The organism is Sulfobacillus thermosulfidooxidans DSM 9293, assembly GCF_900176145.1.
Taxonomy (GTDB): domain Bacteria; phylum Bacillota; class Sulfobacillia; order Sulfobacillales; family Sulfobacillaceae; genus Sulfobacillus; species Sulfobacillus thermosulfidooxidans.
Genome location: NZ_FWWY01000002.1, coordinates 134,742 through 160,998, shown reverse-complemented (window position 1 = coordinate 160,998; position 26,257 = coordinate 134,742). Strand labels below are relative to the sequence as shown.

Here is a 26,257-nt window from a genome sequence, read left to right as displayed (position 1 = left end):
AGGACATGTGGCGCTATGGAACGTCCTTATTTTGGATGGTGCGCTGGGAACCTCTCGGACGGAGACTAGCGTTGGGCCTCGCTACCCTCAGCTTTCTCAGCCATCATCCGCGCGTCGGCGCGGGGTTCGTATTCCTCGCCGTCTGGCCCTCGCTGTTTTTCTTGAGTTGGCCGGCTTGGATTGCGACCCGGTATCAGACCCGCGCGATTTGGTGGACGCCGGCGCCGCCACAGTGGCTTCAGCGGCAATTGCCCGATTCGGTATCCTTGGGCCCCTCTGTGTGGGAAGTTCATGCCCAAGATGCCCGACGATGGCACGCGCCGGATCCGCATCAGGCGGCGCGCCGGTATCGCCAGACGTATGCCACGGAAGTCATTCAGGTGATTCAGACTCGGCCCGATACCGTGGCCCTGATGAGTTCGGGCTTTAATCGGTTGACGCCCGCGGAACAGCAGGCTATTGAAGCCGCGGGCGGTCGCATTTGGGAGGGTCCCTTATGGCCGCGTCTCTTACGCCGGTATCCCCCGTGGATTATGCGGGCCACCCAACGCCGGATGTTTGGCGGCGTGGTGTCGACCAAAGATCGCCGCGATCCGGCCACGTGGGTCACGTGGGCCGTGCCTGCGCGCTGTGTTTCGCCCGATAAAGGAGGGAATTAATCCGTGAGACCTCATTTTTGGCGGAGTCGGGATGCCCCCGTCTTTTGCAGCGCATCCGATCACCGTCTGTTCTTCACCATTCACACCATACCATCAAGGAGGAAACCAACCCATGACCAATCGTCTTCGTGTTCGTGCACTTTCTCAGATCTTGTCAACCTATTTCATGTGGCTCCGCATCCGCTTTCTGACGCCAACCCGCCGCCGGGTGCCAGCCATTTCGGGCCACTTGCAAGAAATTATCTGGGCGGTCATTATTGTCGTGCTCGGCTTAGTCGCCTACGCCTTCTTTGGCAACGGCGGAGCAGGGTCGACCTGGTTCCACAACATTCTCAACAGTGTCACCCAATTTACCGATTAATACACGCGCCCTACGGGATCGGAGACGATGCCGTAGGGCGCTTCTACGCTGAGCAAGAGAGGCGTCAAAAACCTGGCATTAAAAAAAGGAGAGTCGATAATGCTGTCGAATTACGTCACCTACGAGCAAGATGCTTCAAATAGATGATGAGGAGATAGCGTATGGTGCGATTCAAGTGGTTGGGGGGCGGCATGATGGTGTTGTCCCTCATCGTGAGTGGATGTGGTTCCGCCTTCAGTAGCCAGGCGCACCCCGCCACACAAGCCCCTAAAGTACCTTCTGCCCAGGTGTCTGGAGAACAGCATGCGGTACATATTGTGGTACAAAAGACACAAGGTCATTTAACCGTGCGGCTTTCGACATCTCATGCAGTGCCCGCAACAGAATCCGAAAAATTACAGAGTGCGGTGAATCAACTAAATCAGTTGCTTGAGCAGTTACAAAATCCTTAAGTTGGGGTGAGATTTATGAAAATTACTCCTTTAGCCGCGGCCTTGGCGGTATCGCTAATCGCCACCGTACCGGCGATGGCTGCGGGTCATAGTTCCAGAAATAGTCCGACTCACACGTCTTATGGTGCGCCTTCCCAAACGGCGTCGACAATGTCTAGCCATAGCAACATGCCGTCCTCAAGCCCATCCGGAGTACCCGGAAGCCACGATTCATCGACACCGTCTAATGATTCCTCACGGTCTTCGCCGCCGTCCTCGCATGGACAAGGATCGCCGCCTTCGTCAAATCGACCCAGTCAAGCGTCCTCTCTACCCAGTCAAGCGACATCGCTGCCGAGTCAGGCTCAACACCATGCTGCTATGTCGTCCCCACAGCGAGGAGCGTCTCAAGCCGTGCTTGCCGATGTTAAAGAAATGCGGACGCTACAAGATAAAATTCGAAGCGCACGCCAAAATTACGTGGCAGCCATTGGAGCGTATGTTAAGGTGTTGTCAGGAGACTTAGCGGGAGGCCAGACGTCCATTCAAACAGCCTTAACCCAACTCCATACCATTAACACGACCCTGGCGCAAACGGTCAAAAGCGAGAAAACGGCTCAAAGTGCGTCGGCATCTGTCGGTTCTCACGCAAGCTCTCAGGCCCTCTCCCAAGTTATTGCCATGTTTCAAGCCGAATTGACGGCCTTAACGCAAGCGACAACGCAAGTTCAGTCGTTAACGGCAAGTTTGAGCGCCGGGACGTCATCAACTAGTCCCAGTGCCGCCATGAGTCCAAGCCCAGCAACCAGCTCCTCATAGAATCCGGTCGAAAACATCTGAGGACAAGACGCTTCCCACCTTTGGGGAGCGTCTTGTGTTTGTCATCTGCTGTTGAAACTGATGACCACCATTCTCTTATCTGTCAGTAAGGGTTACTCAACGGGTAGAGCTAGTCACGGTCGGGTTTAAAGCCGTGGAGAAAGTATTTTCATAGCGTTATTGAGGTTGAAATGCGGTTAAAATCCCAACATCTTGTTGTGACCAAGCTACAATTTGAAAATTAGGAGGAATGCCATCTATGGTCTTACGTCGACCGCTGCCGCGTCTTCCTGCTGCAGCGGGCACCATTGGTTCGGTTCTCGGGCTGATTTTAATTTTTATGGGCGTCACGGGGGGCATTGCGGCCAGCCGATTGTGGCACGTTCAGCAAACCTTAGATGCCGCCGCGCATGCGGCCGCCGTGTCCGAAGCCCAAAATGGCTGTTGGACCGCCCAAACGTCGCAAATTGTGAGTCACATTCTGCAAGGCGGGGGCCTGCCGATTTCTGGCGCGCATGCCGTCCAAGTGACGCAATACAGCGATCCCCAAGGCGATACCACCCCGTACGGGCAAGTGGTGACGGCCAAACTGCAATGGGCAGTGCCCATTAGTGTGGTGCGGTTGCAATTGCCCACGTCGGTTACGCTGTCCAGTAACGTCGATCAACCTTCCCAATATGTGGCATTCGGATCTCAAAATAATACCACGAATTCCACCTGTACAACGCCTGATTTAGCACATCCCGGAAGTTCGTCCGTTATTCCGAGCGTCAATATGTTAGCCATTAACAGCGTTCAAATTGTGCCCACTGGTCAATATAGTGCGCTGATTACGATTACTGGCAGCGGATTTGGCAACCATATGCCATCGTTATACACGGCTCCATGGGGCGGCCAAGACACAAATCATGTGGAACTCAGCTATGGCCAGTGGCATTTTGGTTACTACAATCACAGAAACAATCCCAATGCCGCCGGACTGCAATACCTGTCATGGAGTCCGACAACGATTGTCGTCGAGTACCCGGGTAATTGGTCGGTGATTGGACCTGATCCCCTCAATGGCGGTACCTTAAACGTGATGGTGACAGTAGGCGGCCAAACAGCGACCTTCTCTCAACCTGTGCCGTCCAACGGCTCTTCGTCGAGTACCACAGCAAAGCCTGTCGTCACTCACATTGTTGCCGATCCCAATACGAATACCGTCACTGTCATCGGTATGCATTTGCCTCTTCTTACTAACGGAACGTTAGCGCCTTATGGTGTCGATTACACGAATTTTCTGTGGGCAGATCACGGAATGGCTGATGGCAATCCCAATTATCCATATTCGCCCGATTGGGGCATTACCGTCCTATCCTCAACGACTAATCAGCTAATTTTTCAACCCGCTAACGGATTAACTCCGGGTGAAACTTGGATGCTATATCTGTTGCCTAACGGCGAACACATCACCTCATCAACTACACCAGTTGCCAGTGCCCTCATTCCCTAGGAGGTGACGTAGGAGCATGGTCTTGTCACTCCGGTCACGACGTGTAGCTGGAGTAGCTACGTTATATAGTGGTCCCCAAAAACTAGACAATTTTGGAGGCCGTCAAGTGTTACACTGGACATATCATGTCGAAACAAAAACGGCATTCTGCCACTTTCAAAAGCCAAGTAGTGCTCGAAATGCTCAAGGAAGAAAAAACCGTCAGCCAGATTGCTGCCGAATACGGCATTCATCCCAGTCAATTGCATCGCTGGAAACGCCAGGCCCTGGACAATTTCCCGCAGCTGTTTGCGGAATCGCAGGCGCTCAAACAGCAAGCTCAAGCCCATGAGGAACAATTGACCGCACTCTATGCGGAAATCGGCAAACTGACCACCCAGGTCGAGTGGCTCAAAAAAAAATCTGGCCTCAACCCTGACCCGCGATGAACGGATCACCTTGCTGGATCGGGAAGCGGATACCCTGCCGTTGACGACGCAAGCCGCGTTGTTAAGCCTCAACCGCTCGAGCCTCTATTACCGGCCCGTCGGGCCGGATGCCGAGGAGATCGCGCTGAAGCATCGCATCGATGAAATTTACACCGATCGACCGTTTTACGGATCCCGACGGATGACGGCTCAGTTGAACCAGGAAGGTTACGCCGTGAACCGTAAACGCGTGCAGCGTTTCATGCGGGAGATGGGCATTTGGGGGATCGCACCGGGTCCCCAAACGAGCACCCGCCATCCCCAGCACCCGGTGTACCCGTATTTATTGAACGGTGTCACGCCGGCGTACCCCAATCACGTCTGGGGAATTGACATCACGTATATCCGGTTAGTACAAGGAGGCGGGTTGCCGATTTCTGGCGCACATGCCGTCCAAGTGACGCAATATAGCGATCCCCAAGGCGAGACCACCCCCTATGGGCAAGTGGTCACCGCCCAACTGCACTGGGCCGTGCCCATTAGTGTGGTGCATCTCCAATTGCCAACGTCCGTGCCGCTGACGAGTACGGTGGAACAACCGTCCCAATATGTAGCGTTCGGCAGCAACACAGCGCAAAGCAACAGCCAATGCACCACCCCCACCCTCAGTCTGGCGACGGCATCCACCATTTCTACCTGTAGCACAGCGACGATTTATGTCACGAAAGACATTCCGGCGACCACATCCTGCCAACCACAAACCACAGCGGTCTGTTCCCCGTCGACGCAGAAGACGTGGGTGACGTCAAGCACGGAACAATGTGGTTATACCACGCAGGACGAATATACGTGTCATCCCGTACAACGCTGTACTCCGGTAACGAGCGAAGTCTGCACACCCATATGGGGCGAACAGTGTGGGTCATGGTCCGGAGGGACCTATACGCCGTGGGGATATTGTATTACCACACATTCCGATTCCTGTACCACCCAAACATCCGAGTCTTGTTCCACGACCGATGTGTGTGGCTATTCGCCGGTCACGACCTACAGTTGCCATCCGGTCACGACGGGGCATTGGCAAACAACAACGACCGAATCCTGCCATGATGTAACCACGACCGCTTGCACGACCGTTCCGGCCCATACCGAACAAGTCCCCGAAACGGTTCAACAGTGCTCATAAGGAGCGTGCTCTGATGACTGCTCAGCACCCGAAACGGGTTCCCGCGATTGCCACGTGGCTGTTTTCGATCGAAATGCTGCTCTTGCTCTTATTGGTCATCACGGTCTATTTGTTCGTCAGCCAAATTCATGCCGAGCAATCCACGATCAATACCGCCTTAACCGCCGGACTCGAACAAGCGGCCATTACCCCGACAACCCAAAATGGCGCCTATTACAATGTCGGCTGGAATGGACAGAGTGTGTCGCTCGAATCCAGTGCCTTACCGGCGGTGCTCAGCACCACCTTCCAACACACAATTCCCGGCAGTACTACGACCACCACCGCTCAACGTGTCACCTGGACGCTGCCGGCAACGGCCAATGCCGTGTGGCATCTGAGCGGTCCCATCGTGATTCAGCAGTTACAAACCACGTCCGCGCCCAACCAGCCCATTACCTTGAACCATCAAACCGTGACCTATCCCTATCCTGTCATTGCCGGGCAAGTGATCGTGCCGCTCAATCTCATCACCTTTTTTCATTGGCATTGGACCACCACGATGTCGGAATCTTTCGTTCTGCCTTTAGCGGGACGGACGAATCCCCATACAATCGTGTCGTTTCAGTCTTAACCCTATACTCATCATTTAACCAAGGAGGTTGTGCGATGGCTGCTCTCGCTTCGTCATCGGTTTCTCAAACGTCCCGCCGCGCGGCCACGAAAACACTGAAAATCGCGGGCGGGTTTCTCGGCGGATTGGCCTTAGTGGGGCTGGCCCATCAACTCACGATTCCGCCGCATCTGCATACCGTGTGGGTGTTAAAAACGCCCTTAACAGCCGGGCAAACGGTCACCAGCCAAAACGTGACCACGATCAAGACCTTGACGGGGTGGCCTGGCGCGTTTTCGACCGTCCCTACCGGCATGGTCGCCAAAACCGCGTTAGCCCCCGGAACGCCTCTCTTACAAAACGACTTTACCACCCCGGTCGCCTTTCGCGGGTTGAAACCCGGGCAAGCCGTGTGGACCATTCCCGTCAGTGGGGTCAGCAGTGGGCTGGTCCAAGTGGGGGATCGTGTGCAAGTCTGGTCTGACCCCCAAAGTACGCCCCAAGGGAGTCAAAGCGCCTCCACCGGCTTTGCCCATTTATGGGCCACAGGAGTTCGCGTGATTGGCATCTATTCCAGTTCGGGCACGCCCTTATCGAACAATCAAACCGCCATTGGCATGGTCAGTTTAGCCGTCCCGGATCAGGATTTATCGCTGCTGATGACCATCGCCAATCCCACGCTCGTTCAAGATCCCTATCAAACCACCTTTCACTTAGTGGTATCCCCACCGACGACAACCCCCTCCTCAGCGACGTCCTCCGCCTCCAGCTCAACGAAGCCCTCATCGAGCAAGAAATCATCGGGATGAACAATCTCCTTTGGACGGGCTTGCTCACGGGCGTCGCGTGGGCGGATTGGCGCACGCGCAGCGTGGCCTGGTCGACGCTCCTGTTGGCCACCGCCCTGACGCTCATCGAGCATCCGCCGTGGATAGATCCGGCGGGATGGTTCGCAGCGGCCTTAACGGGCGGATTTGCCGCCAGTTATGTGGGGTGGCGCACCCGACGGCATCCCGGTGTCGTCATTTGGGGACTGGCGGATTATTGGATCGCCAGTTTGACCATGCTGTGGATGCATAATGCGTGGCTGATGGGCTTGTGGTTGATTGTCGCCGCCTTTGGGGTGCAGATTGTCGTTAGTGCGGCGCTGTGGCTCATCCGACGCCCCGTGCCCTCATCCTGGCCGTGGCTCGTCGGCTACTGGGGGGTGTGGTGTCTTTACCTGGTGAGCCACACATTCACCGGATGAGACCGGACAATCGTCATCCTGGCCCGGTTTATCCTCAATAGCAATCCAGTGAGCTTCGGTCACACGCCGTGACCGGCGTGTGAAAAACTCGGGTGTGAACAAGGATTTGGGCATTATCAGCCCGAATGTTTGTTACGCAACTTTTCTTGAGGAGGTTGTCACGTGACACATTATACGAAATCCACGATTAGTCTCGTAAGTGCCCTAGTTTTATCCAGTTTCAGTTTGCCCTCGTATGCAGCCACGATGCCCCATGTTGCCCAATTAATGGCTCATGGTCCCAACGGTGTTCAAAAGCCTGGTACTACATTGACCTATACAGCCTCGGCCAACGGCAATGGCGGAACCGTGGAATATCAGTGGTGGGAAGAGTTTCCCTCGGGATGGAAAATGGTGCGCAATTATTCTCCGAATAACACGTTCACTATTCCCAATGCTTCAGCCGGATCCTATCCGGTTGTCGTTTATGCGTTAGATGCCAATCAAATTGCTGCTGGCGAGTGGTCTCAAGCTCAACACCAACAATTTATCGCCAATGTGGACAGCTCTGTCTCAATTTCATCGGCGTCCACTCAAGACAGTGTTAACCAATCCATTACGATTTCCGCTCAAGCTCAGAACTTAATTGATCCTGTCTACCAGTTTTGGTATAAAACGCCGAGTGGACAATGGCGGGGATCAAACTATAGTTCGTCTAATACGTTTACGCTCACTCCATCACAAAATGGTACGTATGAGGTCTTAGTCTATGCTAAAGATCCGAGCGCTCCCAATAATGCGACCTTCTCGGTCTGGAGCCATCCATTAATGATTACCGTGTCCGGCCAAAGCACCGCTAATCCGATTCCTTTCAGTCAATTACCCCAGCGTCTCCAGTCATTAGCGCCGGTTAACCAACTCAACGTGAATCCGCCCGCCCCGTATGTCAACATTTTTAGCTTATGGCAAAATAATACGGAAATTAGTGCTCAAAATCCCGTTCAACCTGGGGTGCCTTTGCACATTGCCGTCAATCACCTAGACTTAAACCTTAATAGTAATACCTTGCCAGCCAGCATTCAGCCATCAGATTTTAGTTCGGTCGTTCCCGATTATTATTATTTAGTTTGGGTCAAACCTACGCCTCAGTCTGCGTGGGAACTCCTCCCCAGCAATACTATTCAACCCACTGGCAACGATGTGCAAAATCGGAGTACGGTCGGCACCTTCGTCTGGAATGCCCCACCGTCTGCTCACCAGTGGACGATCGCGGCCGAAATTTATGCGGGCAGTTATACGGGACAAAACATTCAAACCCCACAAGCCTTGGCTCAGTATTCGGGACCGCTCTATCGGGTAGGTGAACAGTTCCTGACAGCCTCACAATGGGACCAGGAACGGGCTAACTTAGCGCTATTCCCCAAGATTTGGCCAACCACATCACAAGCCAGTGCGCAAAAACCCTTGCAACACACCGTTCAATTTACCTTCGGCGGAATGACCTTTCAGCAAGCTCAGACACTCGATATGTGGTATTCACCTTTTCCAACATCGGCACGCGATCAGGATTATCGTTTTAACGAGGGCACCACGTCGTTAACAGGCGCTTCCCTCATCCAATCGGCTAATCCTTCTTTGTCGGCGTCGACTATTCAAAATGCTTTACAAGTGGCTCAACAAGATCTCACTACCTATGTGAATAATCCTGCTAAAGCCTTATGGCAAATGCCTACCGCTGTTGTCCAAGCCGAAGGCAATGCACTGCTGGCTGCGGAACAAGCAGGAAAACCCGCGTGGCGTTTTGTGGACCACATGCATATTGCCTCCCAAGTGACGATTCCTTCTTCAGTGTCTGAATTGTCGCAAACGCGTACTGTATCCCTTCAAGCGGTTCAACACAGCGATGGCTTATGGACTCTGACCTTACCCGTGACGATTAACAGTTGGGGTATGGTTCAAGTGAATGGTCAAATTAATCAAGACTATGCATTCCCCACACTCCCTGCGGCTATCACCTTAACACAAGTTCCGGATAATACTGCACCCAATGGCATCGGATGGACGGTAACACAGTTTATTTATTAACCCACTCTTAACGTCACACCATTCCCTCTGTGGACCGTACGGCCACAGAGGGTTGTTGTTTTATGGAGGTGTTTCTTATGGTTTATCGGGCCCGTCTCACTTTAACGATTGTTGCTGTTCTGGTATTAGGCGCTGTCATCAGTGTGATTCTATGGCACCGGTCCCATACGTCTCTCGATTCTTTACATGCCGTGACAACCCTTCACACAACACCCCATCATGCCGCAGGGTTATCCAATACGACAGCAGCATCTCGTCCTACCCCCTCTTCTAACCGTTCTGTATCCTCTTTGCCTGCATGGCAAATTCCTCGCAATACAGCCTTTGCGCCTCTTCTAGCAGCCGAGTCTCAAGTCTCCCAATATGGTACTCATTGGCTTAGCGCACAACACATCGTCCCTTCTTCCGTTTCAGCATCCTGGACGGTGACGAATCTTCAGTCATTTTGGCATCTTCACGGGGTTACACTTCTGCATCAATTTCGGGACATCCCCCCGATGACCTCCCGCGATTTATATAACGGATTAATTGACGCCATATGGGCTACTCGATGGGCTTTAGGCAATCATCCTACGATGGTGTGGTCAGTCCTCGGTCCGCCACCTCCTTCAACTCAGCCCACATCCTGGGGATCGGCTTGGGCTTTGACTCAACAACACGTGGTTCAACAGCATATGCACGTTCTTCGTGGAACCATTACTTTAGATACCGGTAACATTCATGCGTTCCCTTTTAGCTTCCGGCCGATTATTTTGCGTTCGCATAATGCTATCCCTCCCGTCAAGGGACAAATATTGGTGCCCGTAACGGTTACACGTCAAATTCAAGTCGGTCACCATGCTCCCTATACTCAAACCGTCAATGGGGAAATCATTTTAGAATGGGTTCAGCCTGCACAGACGCAGGGACAATGGACCATCGCCTCCACGTTATTTCCCCATTATCCACTTCAAATACCCCCGACATTTGCGGCACCGCAAGGAGGGCAATCGTCATGAAACACTACAAACGCGGCCTTCCTATTGCTGCGTTTTTGGGAATCGCTCTCATATCTTCTCCGGTTTATGCGGCGGGATGGAACAATACGGGCACTCAATACACGTCAACCTCTCTGACTCCCTCAACCACCTGGCAAATCGGGGGAGCCTTTACCAATACCATTGCGCAAACAACTCCGGGTTTTTCGTCATCCAGTCAAAAATCCGGTCAATATACGTATAATAGTTGTGCTGCTTCCGGGGAAGTCGTGGCGTATTTAGGTAATAACACCAGTGGCTGTGTACAATCGTGTCCTGCAGGAGAATATCAAATCGGTGGTGATGGCGTCTGTCAAGGACACCCCGGCTGTACCGGCACCGCAGCCCAATGTGCAGGAACACACCAACAATGGACATTTAGTGCGTGCCAAAACGGTTCCCAGCTCGAATATACCTGGAATCCAACAACAGGAGCCTTACTCAACACGCAAACGGTGAGTTGTGTCGCTCCAAGTTCCTCTGCACAACCTACGAATACGGCCACCACAACAAGCTGTACAGCCCCCGCCCCCACGTCATCCAGCAGTCCTGCGGGATCCTCATTTTCTCCCACCGGGTGTGCCGGATCATGCACGAGTAGTGGCTGTACGTCTACCGGCGTGGAAACGGGTATCACGACGGCCTATACACGCCATTGCACGACCTCCTATTCCTGTCCGGGACCGACCCCGCATACATCCTGTTCCACCTCCAGCTATTCGTATAGTTCGACGCAATCCTCGTCGACGCAATGCCAACAAACGGAAGTCTATCTTGACCACTGTATGCCCAATGAACCCGGTTATCGCGAAGCCGAATACTGCCTCACCTTTAATAGCGGTACGACCAATTGTTCCGCGCCGTTTGGCGTCTACGATCCGACCAATTGTCCCGTACCCGTCGGCATTGGCAACGGGTCGTAAATTCCCGGAAAGGAGGCGGTCGTTGTGCCATTATGGTGCTCGCGACCGATCAGACCATCGCAAGCCGTGTTGGCTGTGCGTTCCCGTCGCCGCTTTCGACAACTAATGCTTCTTCTGCTTCTGCCTTTCGTGCTTCTCGCCGTGCTCAGCTTATGGCACATCGGATTCTCGCCTAGGAGATGATTCTTGTGCGCCTCACCGCTTCTGCGCGCCTCCATGGAGCCCTGTTTTTTCTCGTCTGGCTCGTGGGATTGAGCGCCTGGATGGGTTTTTTTGTCGCGGCCCATCACCTCTGGCCGCTGGATCGCTTTCTGCGTCTTGTGGTGATCGGAGGTCTCAATGCCAGCGCGCTGGCCATTTTACGCACACCCTTTCCCCAAATACCCTCTTCTCGTGTTCCGCTTTCGTTGACCGTCGGGACAACGACCACAACCGGCTTAGCGCTTGCGGGCAGTTGCGTCGGGGGACTTTGTACGCTCCCCGTCGCGGGCTTATGGGGATTGCCCTGGCTCAATGTTGTCATTATCGGGGATACCGCTTGGGCGCCCTGGCTGATTCGGGGCCTGACGCTTCTCGTCTGCGTGATCGCGTGGCGCCATTGGCGGCGGCTCCGTCAACGCATCTGGTGAAAGGAGGCATCCGGGATGGAAGCATCCCCGCGTGACTCGTTCACGGACCATCCTTTGGCCGCCTCCCGCCCCCGGACCCTTTGGATGGTCTGGTTCGGTCTCGGGGTGGGTTTGGGAGCTTTGTGGACCGTGGGATGGTGGCAAACGGTTCTCAAACGGGCCCCCCAATCCGATGTGTGGTGGAGTCTCGTCTTGGGTCGCTGGCAATGGCAACATCACACGCTCTATCGCCTGAATACCCTCGGTCATCTGACCGCCCCTTATCCCGATCTGGAATGGGGTTGGCAAGTGTTCCTGGCCGCGCTGACGCCGCGATCGCTGCCGGGTTTGGGCACACTCGGCTTACTTGTTGTGAGTGCTGGGGTTCTGACCGTGTTGGTCGCTGAACAAGCGCGGCGTCTTTATGGCCCCTCGCTGCTCGGACCGGTCTTGGGGGCCTTAGCCGCCTTGGGTTTGGCTTCTGCTTGGCCTCTGCGTCCACAAATCCTCTCAGTGAGTTTCTGGCTGCTGCTCCTGATGATCTTAGATCAGGCTCCTCATCATCCCCGGCGTCTATGGCTCTTAGTGCCGCTCGCAGTCCTCTGGAGTGTCTTTCACGGCGACTGGATTCTCGTGCCGCTCTTAGTGTTCTTCGAGACCGGACGTACCCTCATGACGCGTTCCTCCCCCGATTATCTCCGCTTCTCCTGGGACTCGTCGGTCTCAGCAGTCTCGTAGCCGTGTGGCGTCTGAACCCGTTGCATGGTCAAGCCATTCGACACGCCCTCGCGATTATCCACTCGCCCGTAATTTCCCAGGTGATCCAAGAATGGCAATCGCCCAATTGGCACACGCCGGGCTGGACGCTCTTAGCCGGGTTATGGGCCGTGATTATCGGCGCCGTGGCGCTCCGCCGCTTGACCGTCACGCCGTGGTTTTGGTGGTGGGGCGGGACCGTCCTGGCGACACTGTGGCATCAGCGCATGGTGCTATACAATTGGCCCTTAACCCTTCTGCTATTAGGCGGCCTCTTTCCCCCCATGAGTGCACTCACTGGGGCAAGACAACGGATTTGGTCGCTGGGCCTCGTGAGCGGAAGTGCTGTGGTCATTCTGACTCGCATTCTGACGCCCGGCGGCGTCGCTCAGTACGCGACCGCCATGCACAGCCCGACCGCCGTAGTCCAATGGTGCGTGCACCATCCCACGTCCGGTCTCACGCTCACGCCTTACCGCCTGGGAGGCTACTGGGAAGCCCAGGGGGTGTCGGCTGTGTGGATTGATGGCCGCACGCAGTTTTGGACGGTCCATCACCGCCTCGGACCGTATCTGGCCTGGCAACAAGGCCGCCAGCCGGTGACGTTTTGGACCGCCCATGATGTGTCGCGCATCGTCTGGCCGACCACCGCCACGACGCCCCAAACCTTGTGGCTTGAACAGGCTCATTGGCATCCGGTTTACCGGGGAGATGGGTTGACTGTATGGCAACCATCCCTCGTTCCTTAAGAAGGAGGCTATTGGGATGCGAGTTTCTCTGATACGCAAAGGCATCACGTTTTGGCAGGATTATTGGAATGCCTGGCGCCAGAGCTTGGTGCGCCAGGGTCGGGCGTCACGCGATCAATTTGGCGGATTTTGGTTCGTACACACGGGCATCCTCAGCGTGGGGTTCCTCGGCACGGCGGTCATTCCCCATCACCCATGGAGCCTCATCCTCTGGCTGAGTCTTCAAACCGGGTATCTCCTAGCGTCCCTCGTTCCCACCGTGACCTTGACGATGCGCCGTCTTCGCGATATCAGCCGTTCCCCCGCATGGGTTTGGCTGTACGTCTTGTTCCCGTTGGGTTGGTTCGTACTGATCGCCTGGGCCAGTGCGCCGAGTGTGTCTCCTCCGCCGGACTCGGAATCTTCTCCTGTATGAAGCCATTTGCATAATGACCGAAACCCCGGCGGCGCAAGCCCCGCGCTTGAGCGCTGGGGATAAGCCGCCCGGTTGTGATAGAATATCCTTAAGCTCCACCCCGTTCGTGGAGGGTGCAGCCATCCAAGTATCGGGGCTTTGGCCCCGTAGTTGGGGCGATGGCGTCCCCCACGGGCGTGCAGTGGCATCCCCACCAGCACGTCCGCGTAGCTCGCGCAGAGCGAGAAAGAATCCCCGCGCTTTAGCGCTGGGGAGAACGTCAAGAGAATTTTCGACAGTTTCGTGTCCACAAGAGATATCGGGCTACTCCAAGGAAAGAGAGCGGTACAGGGATCGGCATGTGCATCGCCCCTCATTCCCTTCTGAAGGCCACCAAGCCCGTCTTTGAAAAGGCGGGCTTTTCACATGGCAAATCCGCCGTATTGCTTCGCACATGGTGTCTCTACTGCGTATACTCATTCCCATAGTCCCACTAATTTTATCAAGGAGAATGATTCATGACCCGAAACCGTATAGTGATAACAACCAGTGTCACAATCGGCACCTTCCTCTTCGTCGGGTGTGGAGCAGCACCCACGCCATCGGCTTCCTTAGGCACTACACCCACAAAAACCGCTACAAAACAGCCTGCCAAACTCGCTCCGACAATGCCTTCTAATGAATGGCACGTTGTTGGCACGTTAGCTGCGCAAGATTCCATCGTCGGAAAAGAAGCTGGCCTTCATCATTTATGGTTCTTAACCCAGTTGCCCGCAACCGCGAATCACGGGCCAGAATACCAGGGTCAAAGCGTTGAAACCACGTCACATTTTGTAACATCTGTGACACCGCCTTTTTTACCTCCAGACAACCGTTCCGTGACGGCGTGGGGTCGTACAACGCACGGCCTATGGTGGATCACATTCGTCAGTCAGAATGATGTAGTAAGAACTGTCACATGGAAACCGGGACAATCGCAATGGAACCGATTACCAAATATTACAATAAAACCTCCGTCTCCCAACGATTTCTCACGACCAGTTGTTTATGTCATACGCGGCCAAGCAGGACATGGTTGGTTAGTGTCTAACTACGTAGGCACTTCGGGCGGAGCACAAACCATTGTTTATGATTTTGACCGGCAGGGGTGGCATGTTTTACATGCGTTTCCCCTTTCTGGCATCTCCCTGGATGGCGCCGACTCTGGATTGGCCTGGGCAGCGGCGGCGTCCTGTGGGGCCTCGGCCATGAATGGGCCTTGGGCCTGATTTGTCTTTGGTGTACCGCCGCGCAAGGTCTCATTCTGCTGAGTGGCTGGCTGACCGCCCGCATGGTCCCCTCCCGGGCGGCATCCTGATCCGCGATAAAGGAGACGATAATTTGTCATGATAGATTCCTCGAAACTGCCGGATTTACCCGAATACCGGGGGCGTTCGCGCCGCAATACGCTCTTTTGGATCGCCATTTTTGCGGTGTTTGTGGGGATTGCCCTCTTTGAATGGGGGCCCCGACGCTTATGGCAAGCCGTTCAACACGGTGCTCATAGCCTCTGGATGCACATTCCCTTTCTCACGCAATCCGTGACGGTCTACCGGGATGGTCACCGCGTCACCTTACGTGCGCATCCCGGCTGGGTTCTGGCGCTCGCTCACGCTGTCGGACCTCTCGTCTTGGGGCTGATTGCCGTCAGCTTGCCGGTGGTCCTGATTCTCCTCACCCTCCGGTTTCTTTTACGACAACACCGATCCCGCACCATGACTTGGTGGGAAGTCGTGCTCTTTCAGAATGATGTTGTCACACCCGACGCTATGCGCCAACTCTTTGATCAACTCTGGGATGCCTTATGGCCCCGGTCACGGTGGATCGGGTCGCCATTTTGGTACCCCTGGGTTGTGTCGGCTCCCCCGTTTTCGTTGAGTTTGATTCGTGATCATCAGGTCGACGATCAAATGCACTGGGTACTGGGGATTCCCGCCGCATTCCAAGATCGGGTGCTCGCCGCCTGGCAAAACACCTATCAAAATGTGCGGTTTCAAGCGTGGCCCCATCCCGTGCAGGCGCCCCGACAACAGGTGGTGCGGTGGCGACTCAAATACCGGACGGCTATTCGGCTGATTGATGTCGTCAGTCAATATAAGGCGTTACCGCTGGAAATGCTGGTGCAATCCGTCGCCCGCGAAGGCTGGCGTGAACGGACCCAGGTGCCCGATTTTGTGTGGCAAGCGACGTGGGTGCCCGTTTCCACCGGTCGGGCCTTAAAACGGCTTGAAACCGCTGCGCAATATGCCACGTGGGAAAAGAACGTCGCGCTCGAACAAGCGGCCGACAGTGCGCTTGATCAAATGGGGCGCGGGCGCTGGCTGACGGAACTCCGGGCCAGTGCGCCGGATTATGACACGATGCAACGCATGGTGTCGGCGTGGGGCGTGCAGAACCGTTGGGCCATTCTCCGGCCTCACAGCGTCGTGGTATGGCGCCAAAAGTGGGTCACGTGGATGCAGCACGGATTGCCGCGTCTGTGGCCCTTAGCCGGTGGCAATGCCTTATGGTCAGGCGAGTGTGCGACCTTCTTTGCCTTGCCGACCGGCCGTTTGCGCGTGGCCGATTTGCCCCGTAGTATGACGCGCCGGATGCCGGCGTCCCGCGCCCTATCGCGGCAGCCCGGGGATGTTCTCATGTTGGCAGAAGGTCAGGACCGGGTCGGCCTGTATCCGCAAGACTTTACCAAAAATCTTTTGTTGTTGGGGATTCAAGGGTCCGGCAAATCCACCTCGCTCATTAACGTGTTTAAGAATAGTGTGCGGGCGACGCGCGCCGATGGCTCACCGCTCAATGCCGTCGTCCTCTTTGACATCGGGAAAGATACCGCCCAAGCCGCCCTCCGATTGGTGCCCCCAGACCGCACGGTCATCTGGTTTGATCCCACTGATCCCACCAATCCTTGGGCCTTGGAACCTTTAGATACGACTGTGGGCGATGCGGCTGCCATGACCCAACTTGTCGATACGCTCCAAGACATCTTTGGGGCCGACGCCATTGGACCCCGGTCCCGCGAAATTTTGGGCCATACGCTCACCATCATTTTGGCCGATTCGACGCCCGACCATCCGCGGACGCTGCGCGATGCCTACCGGTTTCTCACCGATGAAGGCTACCGCATGGGTTTTCTCAGTCAGGCTCTGAACAATCCGGGATTGCCGCGGCAAACCCGCGATTTCTGGACGGTGGTTTTGCCTAATCTCTTGAGTAACAATCCCCGGTTTTGGGAAGAAGCGGTGGCCGCGCCCCGTAACAAGCTCGATGAACTGCTCCGCCACGGTGCCGTCGAGCAGGCTTTAGGCGTTCAGGAACCCGGACACCCGCGGAAACGCGCCATTAACTGGGACCGCGTGATTGCCGAACGGCAAGTCGTGATTATCAATCTCGATATGGCGCGCTTAGGCGGCCGATCGCCTGTGCGGCTCTTTGGAATTTTGATTACCCAGCTCCTATGGCGGGCCATTCAACGGCAAGGCTTAAAAGCCGAAACGGATCGCATTCCGGTCCGGTTGCTCTACGATGAAGCGCAGGAATATCTCTCGGCCCAATTCTTGGATATGTTGGCGTTAGGCCGGGCCTACGGGTTCCAAACGGTCCTCGCCACACGGTTCTTGCTCGAACTCAAAGATCCCGCTCTGCAAGCCGGGATTGTCAACCTGTGCCAAAACCGCATTATTCACCGCATTCCCGAACCGGCCGAAGCGGTCAAACTGATGCAACAAATGATGACAGTCTACATCAACAACATTACGCTCCAAGAAGAAGCGCAAAATCTGGAACGGTTTATGGCCGACGATATTATGCGCCTCCCCGATCACACGGCCATTTGTGTCTGGCAGGCCAAAGGGGCCGTGCAAGCGCCCTTTATTGGCAATACGATCGATTGGCGGCCCGAGGCGCATGAGGAATGGGCGCAGTATCATTTGACGCATCAGCCCGATTGGTTGCCGGCGTTACCGGAGGAACCCGAATTGTCGGATGACCCTCACCATCAGGACGCAAACGCCGCCGAGGAACGTCTTCTGCCGGACGATCTTGTCAGAGCAGAAAGCAAGACACCAAAAGACGATGCCGTGCGTTCCGACGATCCCTTACCGCCCGTGCCGAAACCGGTCTCGGTGACGGTTAAGCCGCCAGTCACAAACGTGCCGCCGAGAGGATTAACAGTCGCTGATGTCGCAGAACGTTACGGTTTATCGCAAACGTTAATTACGCGCTTATGCTCCACACTCGGTTGTCAACTAGATGAACTCGCTGAGGTTCTCCAAACTCATGAAGCCGAACGCCCAGCCTACAATATGCAGTATATGGCATGGCTTCAGGCCCATCCCGAGTGGTTTGCTGCACGACGGTCTACAAAAAACGATGACAATATTAATGTTACCCCAGAATCCTCAACGACCGTCATCCCTTCCCTGGCCAATGATGACCGGTTCGACACCCCTTGGTTAATTGACCAATAATAGGAGCGATGGTTATGCCCCAGAAAACCCTATCCCGACCGATTCGCTGGACTCCGGCTCGATCACCCAAAATCCAGCGACGACGGGCTTTTAGTGCCTACACGCTAGATTTTTTATGGACGTTAAGTATGGTCGGATACGTCACGATTGAGCAAGCCGGGTGGATTTATGGCGCGCCGCCACGAACCATGTTTTACAATATCCGTACATGGCGCGAACGGGGCCTTATTCAATCCGCCCGCATCTCTTATCACAGCCAACGCACACGCATTGTCACCTTGGCTCCTGAAGGAGCCAAGCTCTTACAAGAAGACGATGATGATGCATGGCAGGTTCTCCATCCTCATTGGGAACCTATCTCCCAAACCGCACACACCATGCGCATGGTCGAGCACAATCTCGACCGCAATACGGTCGCGTTAATGCTCGTCCGTCAATCTCAAAAACAAGGATTTCCCACATCCTGGGATACCTGGCAAACGAGCTTAACCGTCACCGGATCACACGCATTGCATATTCGGCCCGACGCCGCCCTACGCTTGAACGGCCATCCTGTGCTCATTGAACTGGAACGGTCGTGGCGAGCGGGCACCATTCAGAAAAAATTGCAACAATATGACCGACTTATCTTACAAGGTGGTTGGCGATCGATCGCCTGGTGTAATGAGCCACCAAAAGTCCTCATTGTACCTACAGGGGCTAATACACAAAAGAAAAACTTTGAGAGTTGGTTAACAACATTTCAGCTTTTCCACCACAGTTATGCCTGGATTTGGCCATGGTCACAAGTGCGCGAATCACGTTGGACCGTCTATGGCGGCGGAGGTGATTACCAGATTATGCCTCGCGATCTTTGGACCATCATTCGCCAACCGCCCTATAAGACTTCCTCCTAATCACGTGGCATGACTCCGAAAGCATCTTGTAAAGGCCCAATATGCACCGTTTAAAGTCCATTATATGTCCGCGTGATTAGTGCCTTATGACCGGATAAAAGACGCCTTACAACCGCAGAGTTATTACCTTAGAACCGTCGCACGAATAACTTATGACCGCAGGCATAATGTCTTATAACCACACGATAGTTTTTGTTATAACCGCTCGATTTTGTGTTATAACCGCGCGTTCCAAATTCTGGTATCAGTTCCTAAGTCTTGTAGCATAAGCCTTCCCGGATTTTTATTTATGGGTAAATATATACTCCCCACCTAAAAATTGCATATTGATTTAAGGAGGTTTTTTCTGATGACTTATCTCGCTATCGACGTCGGACATGGATACACGAAAACGCTGTCCGACACCAATCGCACGATCTTCCCTTCGTTGATTGCGCCATCTCCTGCCATGCTTGAACTGGGGGATCAAGATCGCCCCCCGGTGACGCAGATCGACGACACCGATTATCTGGTTGGCAATGCTGCCAGGCTGTACGCCGTGCCCCGCTGGAGCCGCGATAAAGCGTCGGATCCCGAAACGTTGGCGATGATGCTGGTTGCGGCCGCAGACCACGGCGCGGCTGGCCCTGTCCATCTCGCGACCGGGCTTCCCCTAAGCTGGTACGGCCCGGGTCGTGAAAAGTTCCAACACGCGCTCGAAGGCTTTGGGGGAACCGTCACGCTACCGAACGGCACCCAGCACCGGCTCTGGTTTGAAAGTGTCCTCGTGCTGCCGCAAGGCGTGGCCGCCGCGTCGACCTTATTCTTACGCCCGGAGTACGAACCCGGCGACTATCTCATTATCGACATCGGGTATCGGACCACCGACTTCATTATCGTGACCAAAACCCCGACCGAGCGGATTGTCTTCCATCCCGATTTAGCGGATAGCACCGAACTGGGGACGCACGCGGTGAACGCGTGGGTGGCCAACCAACTCAAGAAGCAGTACACCATTCCCTTTCAACCCGCGGAAGTGGAAGACCGCAAGCACATCCATGTGCGCGGCCAGCTCGTGGATTTGATGCCGTATCGCGAAACGGCGATTCAGCATCTCCAAAGCCAACTGCGCGACCGCATTATTGAAAAGCTCGACCAATCGTGGGACAAACTGGCGGGCAAGATTCTCGTGGGCGGTGGCGCACTTCTCTATGCGGAAGCCTTTCCGGATGCGGTCATTCCCCAAAATCCGCAATGGGCCAATGCCCAAGCCTATCTGTCGACACTGAAAGCCCAATTAGCGATCAAGTCATCGTGATGTCATTATCAAGCCTGTATCTTATCAAGGTTTTAGAGTTTTTACCTGGTCCTCATGATGTCATTGAATGACATCATGAGGAAATCCTTGATATTGCTTGCTTTGCATCGCTTTACCGTGTGTTGATGATGTCATTTCCACCCCGTTCACCACGATTTTTCTTGAAACAATGACATCATGCTCGCGGCACAAACGTCCCGTATTCTTTGTTCTCCTTGGCTTTTCGCGTGACATCATGTCACCATTCCTTAATGACATCATTTTCGTTGCTATTGCTGCGGTTTTTCGTGCTCTGACAAGGGTTTTCGTGCGACATCATTTATCTGCCTCCAAAGGAGTGTCTATTTCATGGGCATGTATCGCTTTACCATTCGATTGCATACGGTTGACGACCACGAACTGATTGAAGCCCTCCAAAATTACCCATGGGGTCAACGACAAGCGATCATTCGCCAAGCCCTGCGGTGGTATCTGGTTCCCGGCGGCTTTCGCGATCTTCTGGATACGCTTCAGCATCTGCCCCGGGCTGCCTTACCCGAACCGGAGAAATCCGCTCCAACGCCATCTGATTCGCCCCCGTCCTACAGCCCCCCGCCTACGGTGTTGGGCGATCCCACCGATGTGCCGTTAGACGCCCTCTTACAAGGGCCTCAAACCCCCGAAGAACAACAAGCCTTTGCCCAAACGCTGGAAGATATGTTCAAAGCCTTCGGGGATCCGTCGTAACCGATTTCTTATGGTTTCTCTCCATTTTTCGGAAAGCAGGTGAGCCTGTCATGGCCATTTTTAGTCCTCCGCGTCCGCATTGCGATCTCCGCAAACTCCACTACATCGCTCAATTTCTGCAACCCTATCTCGGTTGGACCCTGACGGTGATCACGCCGGATGACAAACACCATCCACGGTTTACTGGCACGCTCGTCACCGTCACCGACACCTTTTTTGTCCTTGCCGGACCCGCTTATCGTGTGAGTTTTGATTTGTGGACAGTCTGGTCAGGCCGTTCGACTATTCGCCGGCCCAATGGGGCGTTTCTCTGGGATCCCCCGTGGACCCCTTCGGATTCGCATTAAGGAGGTGAATGTATGACACCCTCACCGGTTTCGGTCGCGGACGCGTGGACCCGGCCGCTCTTTCTGGTTTGGCAACCCATTTGGACCCCCCAGCCCCCGACGCGACCTGTCGGGGAAATCCTGACCCGTATTCGTCCTCCTCAACCGGAGTGGGCGTTATCGCCTCTGGCGTGGTGGCGGATGGCGGCGACGTTAGGCCCGCACCTGGTGGCGCAGTTGGACCAGTGGGTCTGGCAGACGGTCGCCCGTCACCAGATTCCGGGCCATTGGCATATCAATTTGTGGCCGCATACGGTGATGACCCAAGCGGCGTGGATTGCGCAACAACCCACGGCGGGCCTTGTGTTAGAAACCACGGAGCAATGGCCGTGGTCCGCCCGGTTATGGGATACCTTATACGATGTGTGGATGAGCCGCCAGGGACGGGTTATGCTGGATGATTGGACAGACGATACGGTCGTGCCCGCCTATCGGGGGTTACATGGGTTAAAAATCGACCAAACGGTGTGGCATGATGAACCGTTCACTGCTGCGTTTATTTCTCGATGGACCGACTTTGTGGCCCGTTGTCACGACCACGGGCTGATTGTCATTGCGGAAGGCATTGAAACTCCGGAACAACGCGACATCGCGCTCCAATGCGGCTGTGATGGCCTCCAAGGCTTTTTGTGGGGGCAACCGCAAGTCTGGCCTCAACGAACGGACGATGCAGAGGGTTTTGTGATTCCTCAATAATCTGTAGAATTTGTTATTCCATTCCAGGGGGATGACGTTATGAAAACTTATCATGGTATGCGTTTAGAAAATGGCGTGGCTTTAGTCCAAATTGAAGATCATGAAAACGGCCACATCACCTATCGCTCTTCTCGCAATGAGGATCACCCGGAATTTGATTGGGGGTATAACGGGATGGGTCCATATTATTTGGCTCAATTTTTGGTACAAGACGCCATGCCATTCCAAGACATTTCCCAACACGCCTTACTGGCCCTCGATCACGTTATTGCTCATTGGACCGATGGATGGACGGTGACCTCAGACGATATCGCACGCATTGTGATGTCTGCCTAAGACGGTTCCCTCCTTGTACCCGGCGACAGGAGTCGCCGGGTGGTGAGAAAGCTATCGTTTTTCACTTTCTCATCCAAAGGAGTGTATTGCCATGTCCATTTCTCCCGCTGTGCGTCGCGCCATTACCCACGCGTTACACACCTTACCATCTGAGGTTTTTCCAGTCATCAGCTTAGCGTTTGGGTTTCTTGACGGGCACCCCTATTCCGTCCGCCAAGTAGCCCGGACGCTGCATCTCTCGGAACGCCGCGTCAAGCAGTTGCTCCAGTCCGGACTCACCACGCTTCAAGCAGATCCGGTCCTGTATCAGCACTTTCGCCTCTTACAAACCCAAGAGATTTTGCGCCATTAACCCCGGGTTGAGGGGGCTGGGATCCTCATGCTCCGCTCCCTCGGGCCGGTTCTCACGGGGTGATGTGCTTCTGCCCGCGTCGTGACGCCCAATTTTTGGTATCCTCTGCTGAGGAGGAGTGTCCTATGGATTTCGAGACTTATCTGACCCGCATTGCCGAGCTGGACGTGTCGCGGGATTTGTATACGAAGGACTTCGATGCTCCGTTGTCGGTGGCCGCCACGGATAGTTTGTATGCCCTGTTTGAGCGTTTTGTTCAGCATTGGATAGCCGGAGCATCAACCCTCGTGTGGCCGTCGTATTTGTGGACGCCCGAAGCGGCCACCACGTCGATTCGTTCGACCCATACTGTTCACGGCGATGAGGTGGTGCACTATGTCTGGCGCTGGGAACTCTTCACTCGCGATCCGGATGATCCCCCGCACGCAGCCGATGCGTTTGACACATGGCGTCTTGACGCCGCGCAAACTGTGGTGTGGTTTCACATCCAGCACATTCTTACCCTGCCATCTCCCTATTTCGTGGTGCAGGCCCGCATTCATTCCTCCCATTTCACTGTTCCCGATCGCATTCTGCTCGAATTGCCTGTCGTCACCCAGATTACGTTCACCCCGTCCCACGCTGATTCCGCCGTGGGCTTTGATGCCTTGTGGCAGTTTGATGACACGCCGTGGTCTTTACGTGAGGCGTTAGTGCAGGCCGCGGAACACGCCCGGGCCATTCCTTCCCCCAATTGGCTGCGCCATGCGCAGGCCCAACGCCGGCCGGACCTGATTCGATGGATCATGGCCCGACCGGAACGGGTGTCGGCCGCTTGGCTACTGGTCGTGGCGTGGTTGATTCTTGTCGTTTTAACCCTGGTGTAATACCGTAGGGTTCCTTGGATTGTCCTCATCCTCAGGAGGTGGTTTATTTGTTGACGCGCTTTCGGACTTTGTGGGACAATGCACCCCCATCACTCAGCGATCCGTCCCCGTCTCCGCCGTCGCGCCTCGCTCCGTGGGTGCAGCGAAGTGCCGATGTCATGATGGGCCTGGTACTGATAGGCACGTGGCTCCTGGGCGGCACGGTCCTCGTGCTGATCGGGCGGGATCTCTGGCACGGGCCGTGGACTTATGCCCATGTGCTGACGCTGTTGGACCCTCTGCTCTTGTTGCTCATGCTGGCGGAATTGCTGCATAGCCTGAGCCTCGCCCTCTCGACCCACCATTTGCCGTTAAAACCCTTTCTCGCCTTGTTGTGGCTGGCGGCCGTCCGGCGCTTGCTCGTGGTGATTACCACCGCTACCACCTTTCCGCTGGTCACCATCGGGCCGTTGTTTGTCGGGCTGCTCATTTTGAGCGCCGTCCTCGTCTTGCTGCCAGCCCAGTCCGCGGATTAAGCGGATTGGGCACTTTGTGTGATAGCCTATTCCCTCAGAAAGGATGACCCGCATGCCGTCTTCACCGCTTGTTCCGCGCTGGAACCCGTTTTGGACGATCACCGCGAACCGCCTTTTGGCCCATCTCACGCAGTCGCCTTACGGGGAGGATTGGTCCGTTCCGAACGGGTATGTGACCAAAACTGGCATTTGGCTGAATGACACGACCTTTCTTCCCTACCCGTCCCCCGATCATCGGCGCCTCTGGTGGAAATATCGCTTTGGCGTCAGTCAAGACGATTTGCGCCAGTGGTTTCCCCAAACCATTCTGTTTGCCTATGCGGATGATGAGGACGATGATGATGACGATTGGACGCCGGTCCCGACACCGCCCACGCCTTGGAAATTTCTCCATGTCGTTGATTTTCTTTACTGTGTGCCCAAGATTCCGGGACAGCATTGGCCGAACGCCCACGCGTTAGTGGCTCCCACGTCCTCTACGGCGGATCTGGCCCATACCACGTGGCATCCCTTGTGGCATCGGACGACACGTCGCGGGCAACCCGGGTGGGCCTATCCCGCTCTACCCGGTCTGTTTATTGCCGATGACCCCCGCTTTATCCCGTTTAATCAGGCTGTCGACTGGACCGATGGCGGCACGATCGGTCAATGGCTGGCGGCGATTTTACCGCAGCTCGACACGGTGAATGACACCTGGTCTCGTGATCCCTGGGTGCTTTGGGGGAGTCAACTCCTGCTCTGGCATGCGATGGGCATTGGCTACTTTACGGGCTATCCGGCTTCTGAGGTGATGACCCATGGCACCGCCGGTTGATAAAAAATCGCGGTATAACACCTTGCTCCGATTTGGTTGGGCGACGATCGGCTCCTTATTTGGCAGCATCCATGGTTTGAATGTGCTCGCGGGCGCGGCCATTGGCACGATTGCGGGTGATGGCGGCGTCACCTTTTTTAATAGCCTCTTTTCTCGCTCCAGTAGCACCGTCGATCAAGCCTATCAACCGGCTTGGATTTGGAAAGATCCCCAAGCTGATGCGGGCTATCTGGTCGTGCAACCGCACCATTACCGCCGGTGGCATATGGGCAAAGACCGGATCGATTTTCATCAACCCCCGCGAATTTTAGGCTATACGCAAACTCTCGAGCAAGCCCAATTTCTCTGCGAACGGCATACCCATGATCAGGGTCTCGTTGCGGATATGCCCTTGCGTGCGGATCCGCGCTGGGCGTTATGGCACAAAGCCTGGAAAAATTTTACGGATCGTCGTCAAAAAATTCTGGAGACCACAGAGACGGCTTTAACCGGCATTTGGCAGCAAGCTGCGGTTTCACCCGGTTCGGCGCAAAGTCTCGCCTTTCGCAGTCGGATCACACCCCAAGGTCCCCAATGGGAATTCTTTCCCCTACCGCCTCAGCTCGCTCCGACACCCAAAGCGTTACGCCAGCAAATGGCATCCCAATGGGGTTCCAATGATCGTCTGTTACCCGAAAAAGGCGTCGATAGCCATATTTTGACTGATCACGCCGAAGTCGCCGCGGCTTGGCGCTTTCAAGCACTCACGCACCAAAGTCAACACACCGTTCCCTGGCAGTTTCTCAATGTGGCCGAACCGGGCACGCCGCCGCGATGGACCTTGGGGTGTGCCACCCCAGGAAAACATGCCACTGATCCTCCTGTCTGGCACTTTTGGCCCGAATCGGGTCCGCTTGTCACGTGGCCCGATTTAGAGACCGCTCGCCAAGCCATCAACCGTGTCGCGGCTCCCCACACTGACCTGAGCACGTGGCCGATCAATGCCCAGCCCGATCCGACACTCATGACCACCTGGCGCCATGCTGTTGGTCTCGCGGATCCTCCGAACATCCCGACCGCAACCCCTCCGTTATCGGTAACGCGGCGGGCTACCGTGTCCTCATCCTAATCTCCCGTGTTGGGGTTGCTTAGTGGTCTTCTGGCCCCATCTTGTAAAGGCCCT

28 protein-coding genes and 1 pseudogene are annotated in these 26,257 nt (G+C 55.1%); all 29 read left to right on the top strand.

From position 1 onward, the window contains the following. The first annotated feature begins 5 nt into the window (after positions 1–5). The 29 genes and pseudogenes from B8987_RS18790 to B8987_RS18650 all read left to right on the top strand — a co-directional run bounded on the left by B8987_RS18790 (position 6) and on the right by B8987_RS18650 (position 26,203). The gene (locus tag B8987_RS18790; RefSeq protein ID WP_084662260.1) at positions 6–659 is read left to right on the top strand and encodes a hypothetical protein; all 654 of its coding nucleotides are present in this window, start codon (positions 6–8) and stop codon (positions 657–659) included. 112 nt (positions 660–771) lie between these two features. Continuing rightward, a complete protein-coding gene (locus tag B8987_RS18785) occupies positions 772–1,020 on the top strand; it encodes a hypothetical protein (RefSeq protein WP_084662258.1) in 249 nt (82 codons plus the stop codon). A 161-nt stretch (positions 1,021–1,181) separates the two neighbouring features. Beyond that, positions 1,182–1,472, top strand: coding sequence for a hypothetical protein (locus B8987_RS18780; protein ID WP_084662256.1), 291 nt, complete (start codon positions 1,182–1,184; stop codon positions 1,470–1,472). A gap of 15 nt (positions 1,473–1,487) precedes the next feature. After that, on the top strand, positions 1,488–2,270 hold the full coding sequence (locus B8987_RS19510; RefSeq protein WP_139793612.1) for a hypothetical protein: 783 nt from the start codon (positions 1,488–1,490) through the stop codon (positions 2,268–2,270). A 259-nt stretch (positions 2,271–2,529) separates the two neighbouring features. Beyond that, positions 2,530–3,765 (top strand): IPT/TIG domain-containing protein, encoded by a 1,236-nt coding sequence (locus B8987_RS18770; protein ID WP_084662252.1) that lies wholly within the window; start codon positions 2,530–2,532, stop codon positions 3,763–3,765. Between the two features lie 125 nt (positions 3,766–3,890). Next, positions 3,891–4,593: pseudogene (locus tag B8987_RS18765) on the top strand (IS3 family transposase); the annotation flags it as partial. Between the two features lie 778 nt (positions 4,594–5,371). Next, positions 5,372–5,971: a hypothetical protein gene (locus tag B8987_RS18760; RefSeq protein ID WP_084662250.1), complete on the top strand. Its 600-nt coding sequence runs from the start codon at positions 5,372–5,374 to the stop codon at positions 5,969–5,971. 35 nt (positions 5,972–6,006) lie between these two features. Continuing rightward, the gene (locus B8987_RS18755; protein WP_084662247.1) at positions 6,007–6,759 is read left to right on the top strand and encodes an SAF domain-containing protein; all 753 of its coding nucleotides are present in this window, start codon (positions 6,007–6,009) and stop codon (positions 6,757–6,759) included. Then, positions 6,756–7,199: a hypothetical protein gene (locus B8987_RS18750; RefSeq protein ID WP_084662245.1), complete on the top strand. Its 444-nt coding sequence runs from the start codon at positions 6,756–6,758 to the stop codon at positions 7,197–7,199. The genes B8987_RS18755 and B8987_RS18750 overlap by 4 nt, the downstream gene beginning before the upstream one ends. A 162-nt stretch (positions 7,200–7,361) precedes the next feature. Next, positions 7,362–9,263 (top strand): hypothetical protein, encoded by a 1,902-nt coding sequence (locus B8987_RS18745; RefSeq protein ID WP_084662244.1) that lies wholly within the window; start codon positions 7,362–7,364, stop codon positions 9,261–9,263. Positions 9,264–9,340: 77 nt separating this feature from the next. Next, positions 9,341–10,261 (top strand): hypothetical protein, encoded by a 921-nt coding sequence (locus tag B8987_RS18740; protein ID WP_084662241.1) that lies wholly within the window; start codon positions 9,341–9,343, stop codon positions 10,259–10,261. Continuing rightward, positions 10,258–11,202 carry a hypothetical protein gene (locus tag B8987_RS18735; RefSeq protein WP_084662239.1) on the top strand — a complete coding sequence of 315 codons (945 nt, stop codon included), beginning with the start codon at positions 10,258–10,260 and terminating at the stop codon, positions 11,200–11,202. Before B8987_RS18740 ends, B8987_RS18735 begins: the two co-directional genes overlap by 4 nt. A 188-nt stretch (positions 11,203–11,390) precedes the next feature. Next, on the top strand, positions 11,391–11,831 hold the full coding sequence (locus B8987_RS18730) for a hypothetical protein (protein WP_084662237.1): 441 nt from the start codon (positions 11,391–11,393) through the stop codon (positions 11,829–11,831). A gap of 15 nt (positions 11,832–11,846) precedes the next feature. Next, complete coding sequence (locus B8987_RS18725; RefSeq protein ID WP_084662235.1) at positions 11,847–12,548, top strand: hypothetical protein; 702 nt, start codon at positions 11,847–11,849, stop codon at positions 12,546–12,548. A gap of 2 nt (positions 12,549–12,550) precedes the next feature. Beyond that, positions 12,551–13,315, top strand: coding sequence for a hypothetical protein (locus tag B8987_RS18720; RefSeq protein ID WP_084662233.1), 765 nt, complete (start codon positions 12,551–12,553; stop codon positions 13,313–13,315). Between the two features lie 16 nt (positions 13,316–13,331). Further along, entirely contained in the window at positions 13,332–13,730 is a 399-nt protein-coding gene (locus B8987_RS18715; protein WP_084662231.1) for a DUF805 domain-containing protein, read from the top strand. A gap of 497 nt (positions 13,731–14,227) precedes the next feature. Next, a complete protein-coding gene (locus tag B8987_RS18710) occupies positions 14,228–14,977 on the top strand; it encodes a hypothetical protein (RefSeq protein WP_084662228.1) in 750 nt (249 codons plus the stop codon). Positions 14,978–15,094: 117 nt separating this feature from the next. After that, positions 15,095–18,211 (top strand): hypothetical protein, encoded by a 3,117-nt coding sequence (locus B8987_RS18705; RefSeq protein WP_084662226.1) that lies wholly within the window; start codon positions 15,095–15,097, stop codon positions 18,209–18,211. 14 nt (positions 18,212–18,225) lie between these two features. Further along, positions 18,226–19,107 (top strand): replication-relaxation family protein, encoded by an 882-nt coding sequence (locus B8987_RS18700; RefSeq protein WP_176213293.1) that lies wholly within the window; start codon positions 18,226–18,228, stop codon positions 19,105–19,107. Between the two features lie 349 nt (positions 19,108–19,456). Beyond that, entirely contained in the window at positions 19,457–20,404 is a 948-nt protein-coding gene (locus B8987_RS18695) for a ParM/StbA family protein (RefSeq protein WP_084662222.1), read from the top strand. Positions 20,405–20,752: 348 nt separating this feature from the next. Further along, positions 20,753–21,130 (top strand): hypothetical protein, encoded by a 378-nt coding sequence (locus B8987_RS18690; protein WP_084662220.1) that lies wholly within the window; start codon positions 20,753–20,755, stop codon positions 21,128–21,130. Between the two features lie 50 nt (positions 21,131–21,180). Beyond that, the gene (locus tag B8987_RS18685; protein ID WP_084662219.1) at positions 21,181–21,477 is read left to right on the top strand and encodes a hypothetical protein; all 297 of its coding nucleotides are present in this window, start codon (positions 21,181–21,183) and stop codon (positions 21,475–21,477) included. A gap of 12 nt (positions 21,478–21,489) precedes the next feature. Further along, positions 21,490–22,212, top strand: a complete 723-nt coding sequence (locus tag B8987_RS18680; RefSeq protein WP_084662217.1) for an EAL domain-containing protein — start codon at positions 21,490–21,492, stop codon at positions 22,210–22,212. Between the two features lie 39 nt (positions 22,213–22,251). Next, positions 22,252–22,548, top strand: coding sequence for a DUF6166 domain-containing protein (locus tag B8987_RS18675; RefSeq protein WP_084662215.1), 297 nt, complete (start codon positions 22,252–22,254; stop codon positions 22,546–22,548). Positions 22,549–22,639: 91 nt separating this feature from the next. Next, a complete protein-coding gene (locus tag B8987_RS18670; protein WP_084662213.1) occupies positions 22,640–22,900 on the top strand; it encodes a sigma factor-like helix-turn-helix DNA-binding protein in 261 nt (86 codons plus the stop codon). Between the two features lie 125 nt (positions 22,901–23,025). Continuing rightward, positions 23,026–23,766: a hypothetical protein gene (locus B8987_RS18665; protein WP_084662211.1), complete on the top strand. Its 741-nt coding sequence runs from the start codon at positions 23,026–23,028 to the stop codon at positions 23,764–23,766. A 14-nt stretch (positions 23,767–23,780) separates the two neighbouring features. Continuing rightward, entirely contained in the window at positions 23,781–24,281 is a 501-nt protein-coding gene (locus tag B8987_RS18660; RefSeq protein ID WP_139793610.1) for a phosphate-starvation-inducible PsiE family protein, read from the top strand. Between the two features lie 52 nt (positions 24,282–24,333). Continuing rightward, positions 24,334–25,095, top strand: coding sequence for a hypothetical protein (locus B8987_RS18655; protein ID WP_084662207.1), 762 nt, complete (start codon positions 24,334–24,336; stop codon positions 25,093–25,095). After that, complete coding sequence (locus tag B8987_RS18650; RefSeq protein ID WP_084662205.1) at positions 25,079–26,203, top strand: hypothetical protein; 1,125 nt, start codon at positions 25,079–25,081, stop codon at positions 26,201–26,203. The genes B8987_RS18655 and B8987_RS18650 overlap by 17 nt, the downstream gene beginning before the upstream one ends. The last annotated feature ends 54 nt before the right edge of the window (positions 26,204–26,257 follow it).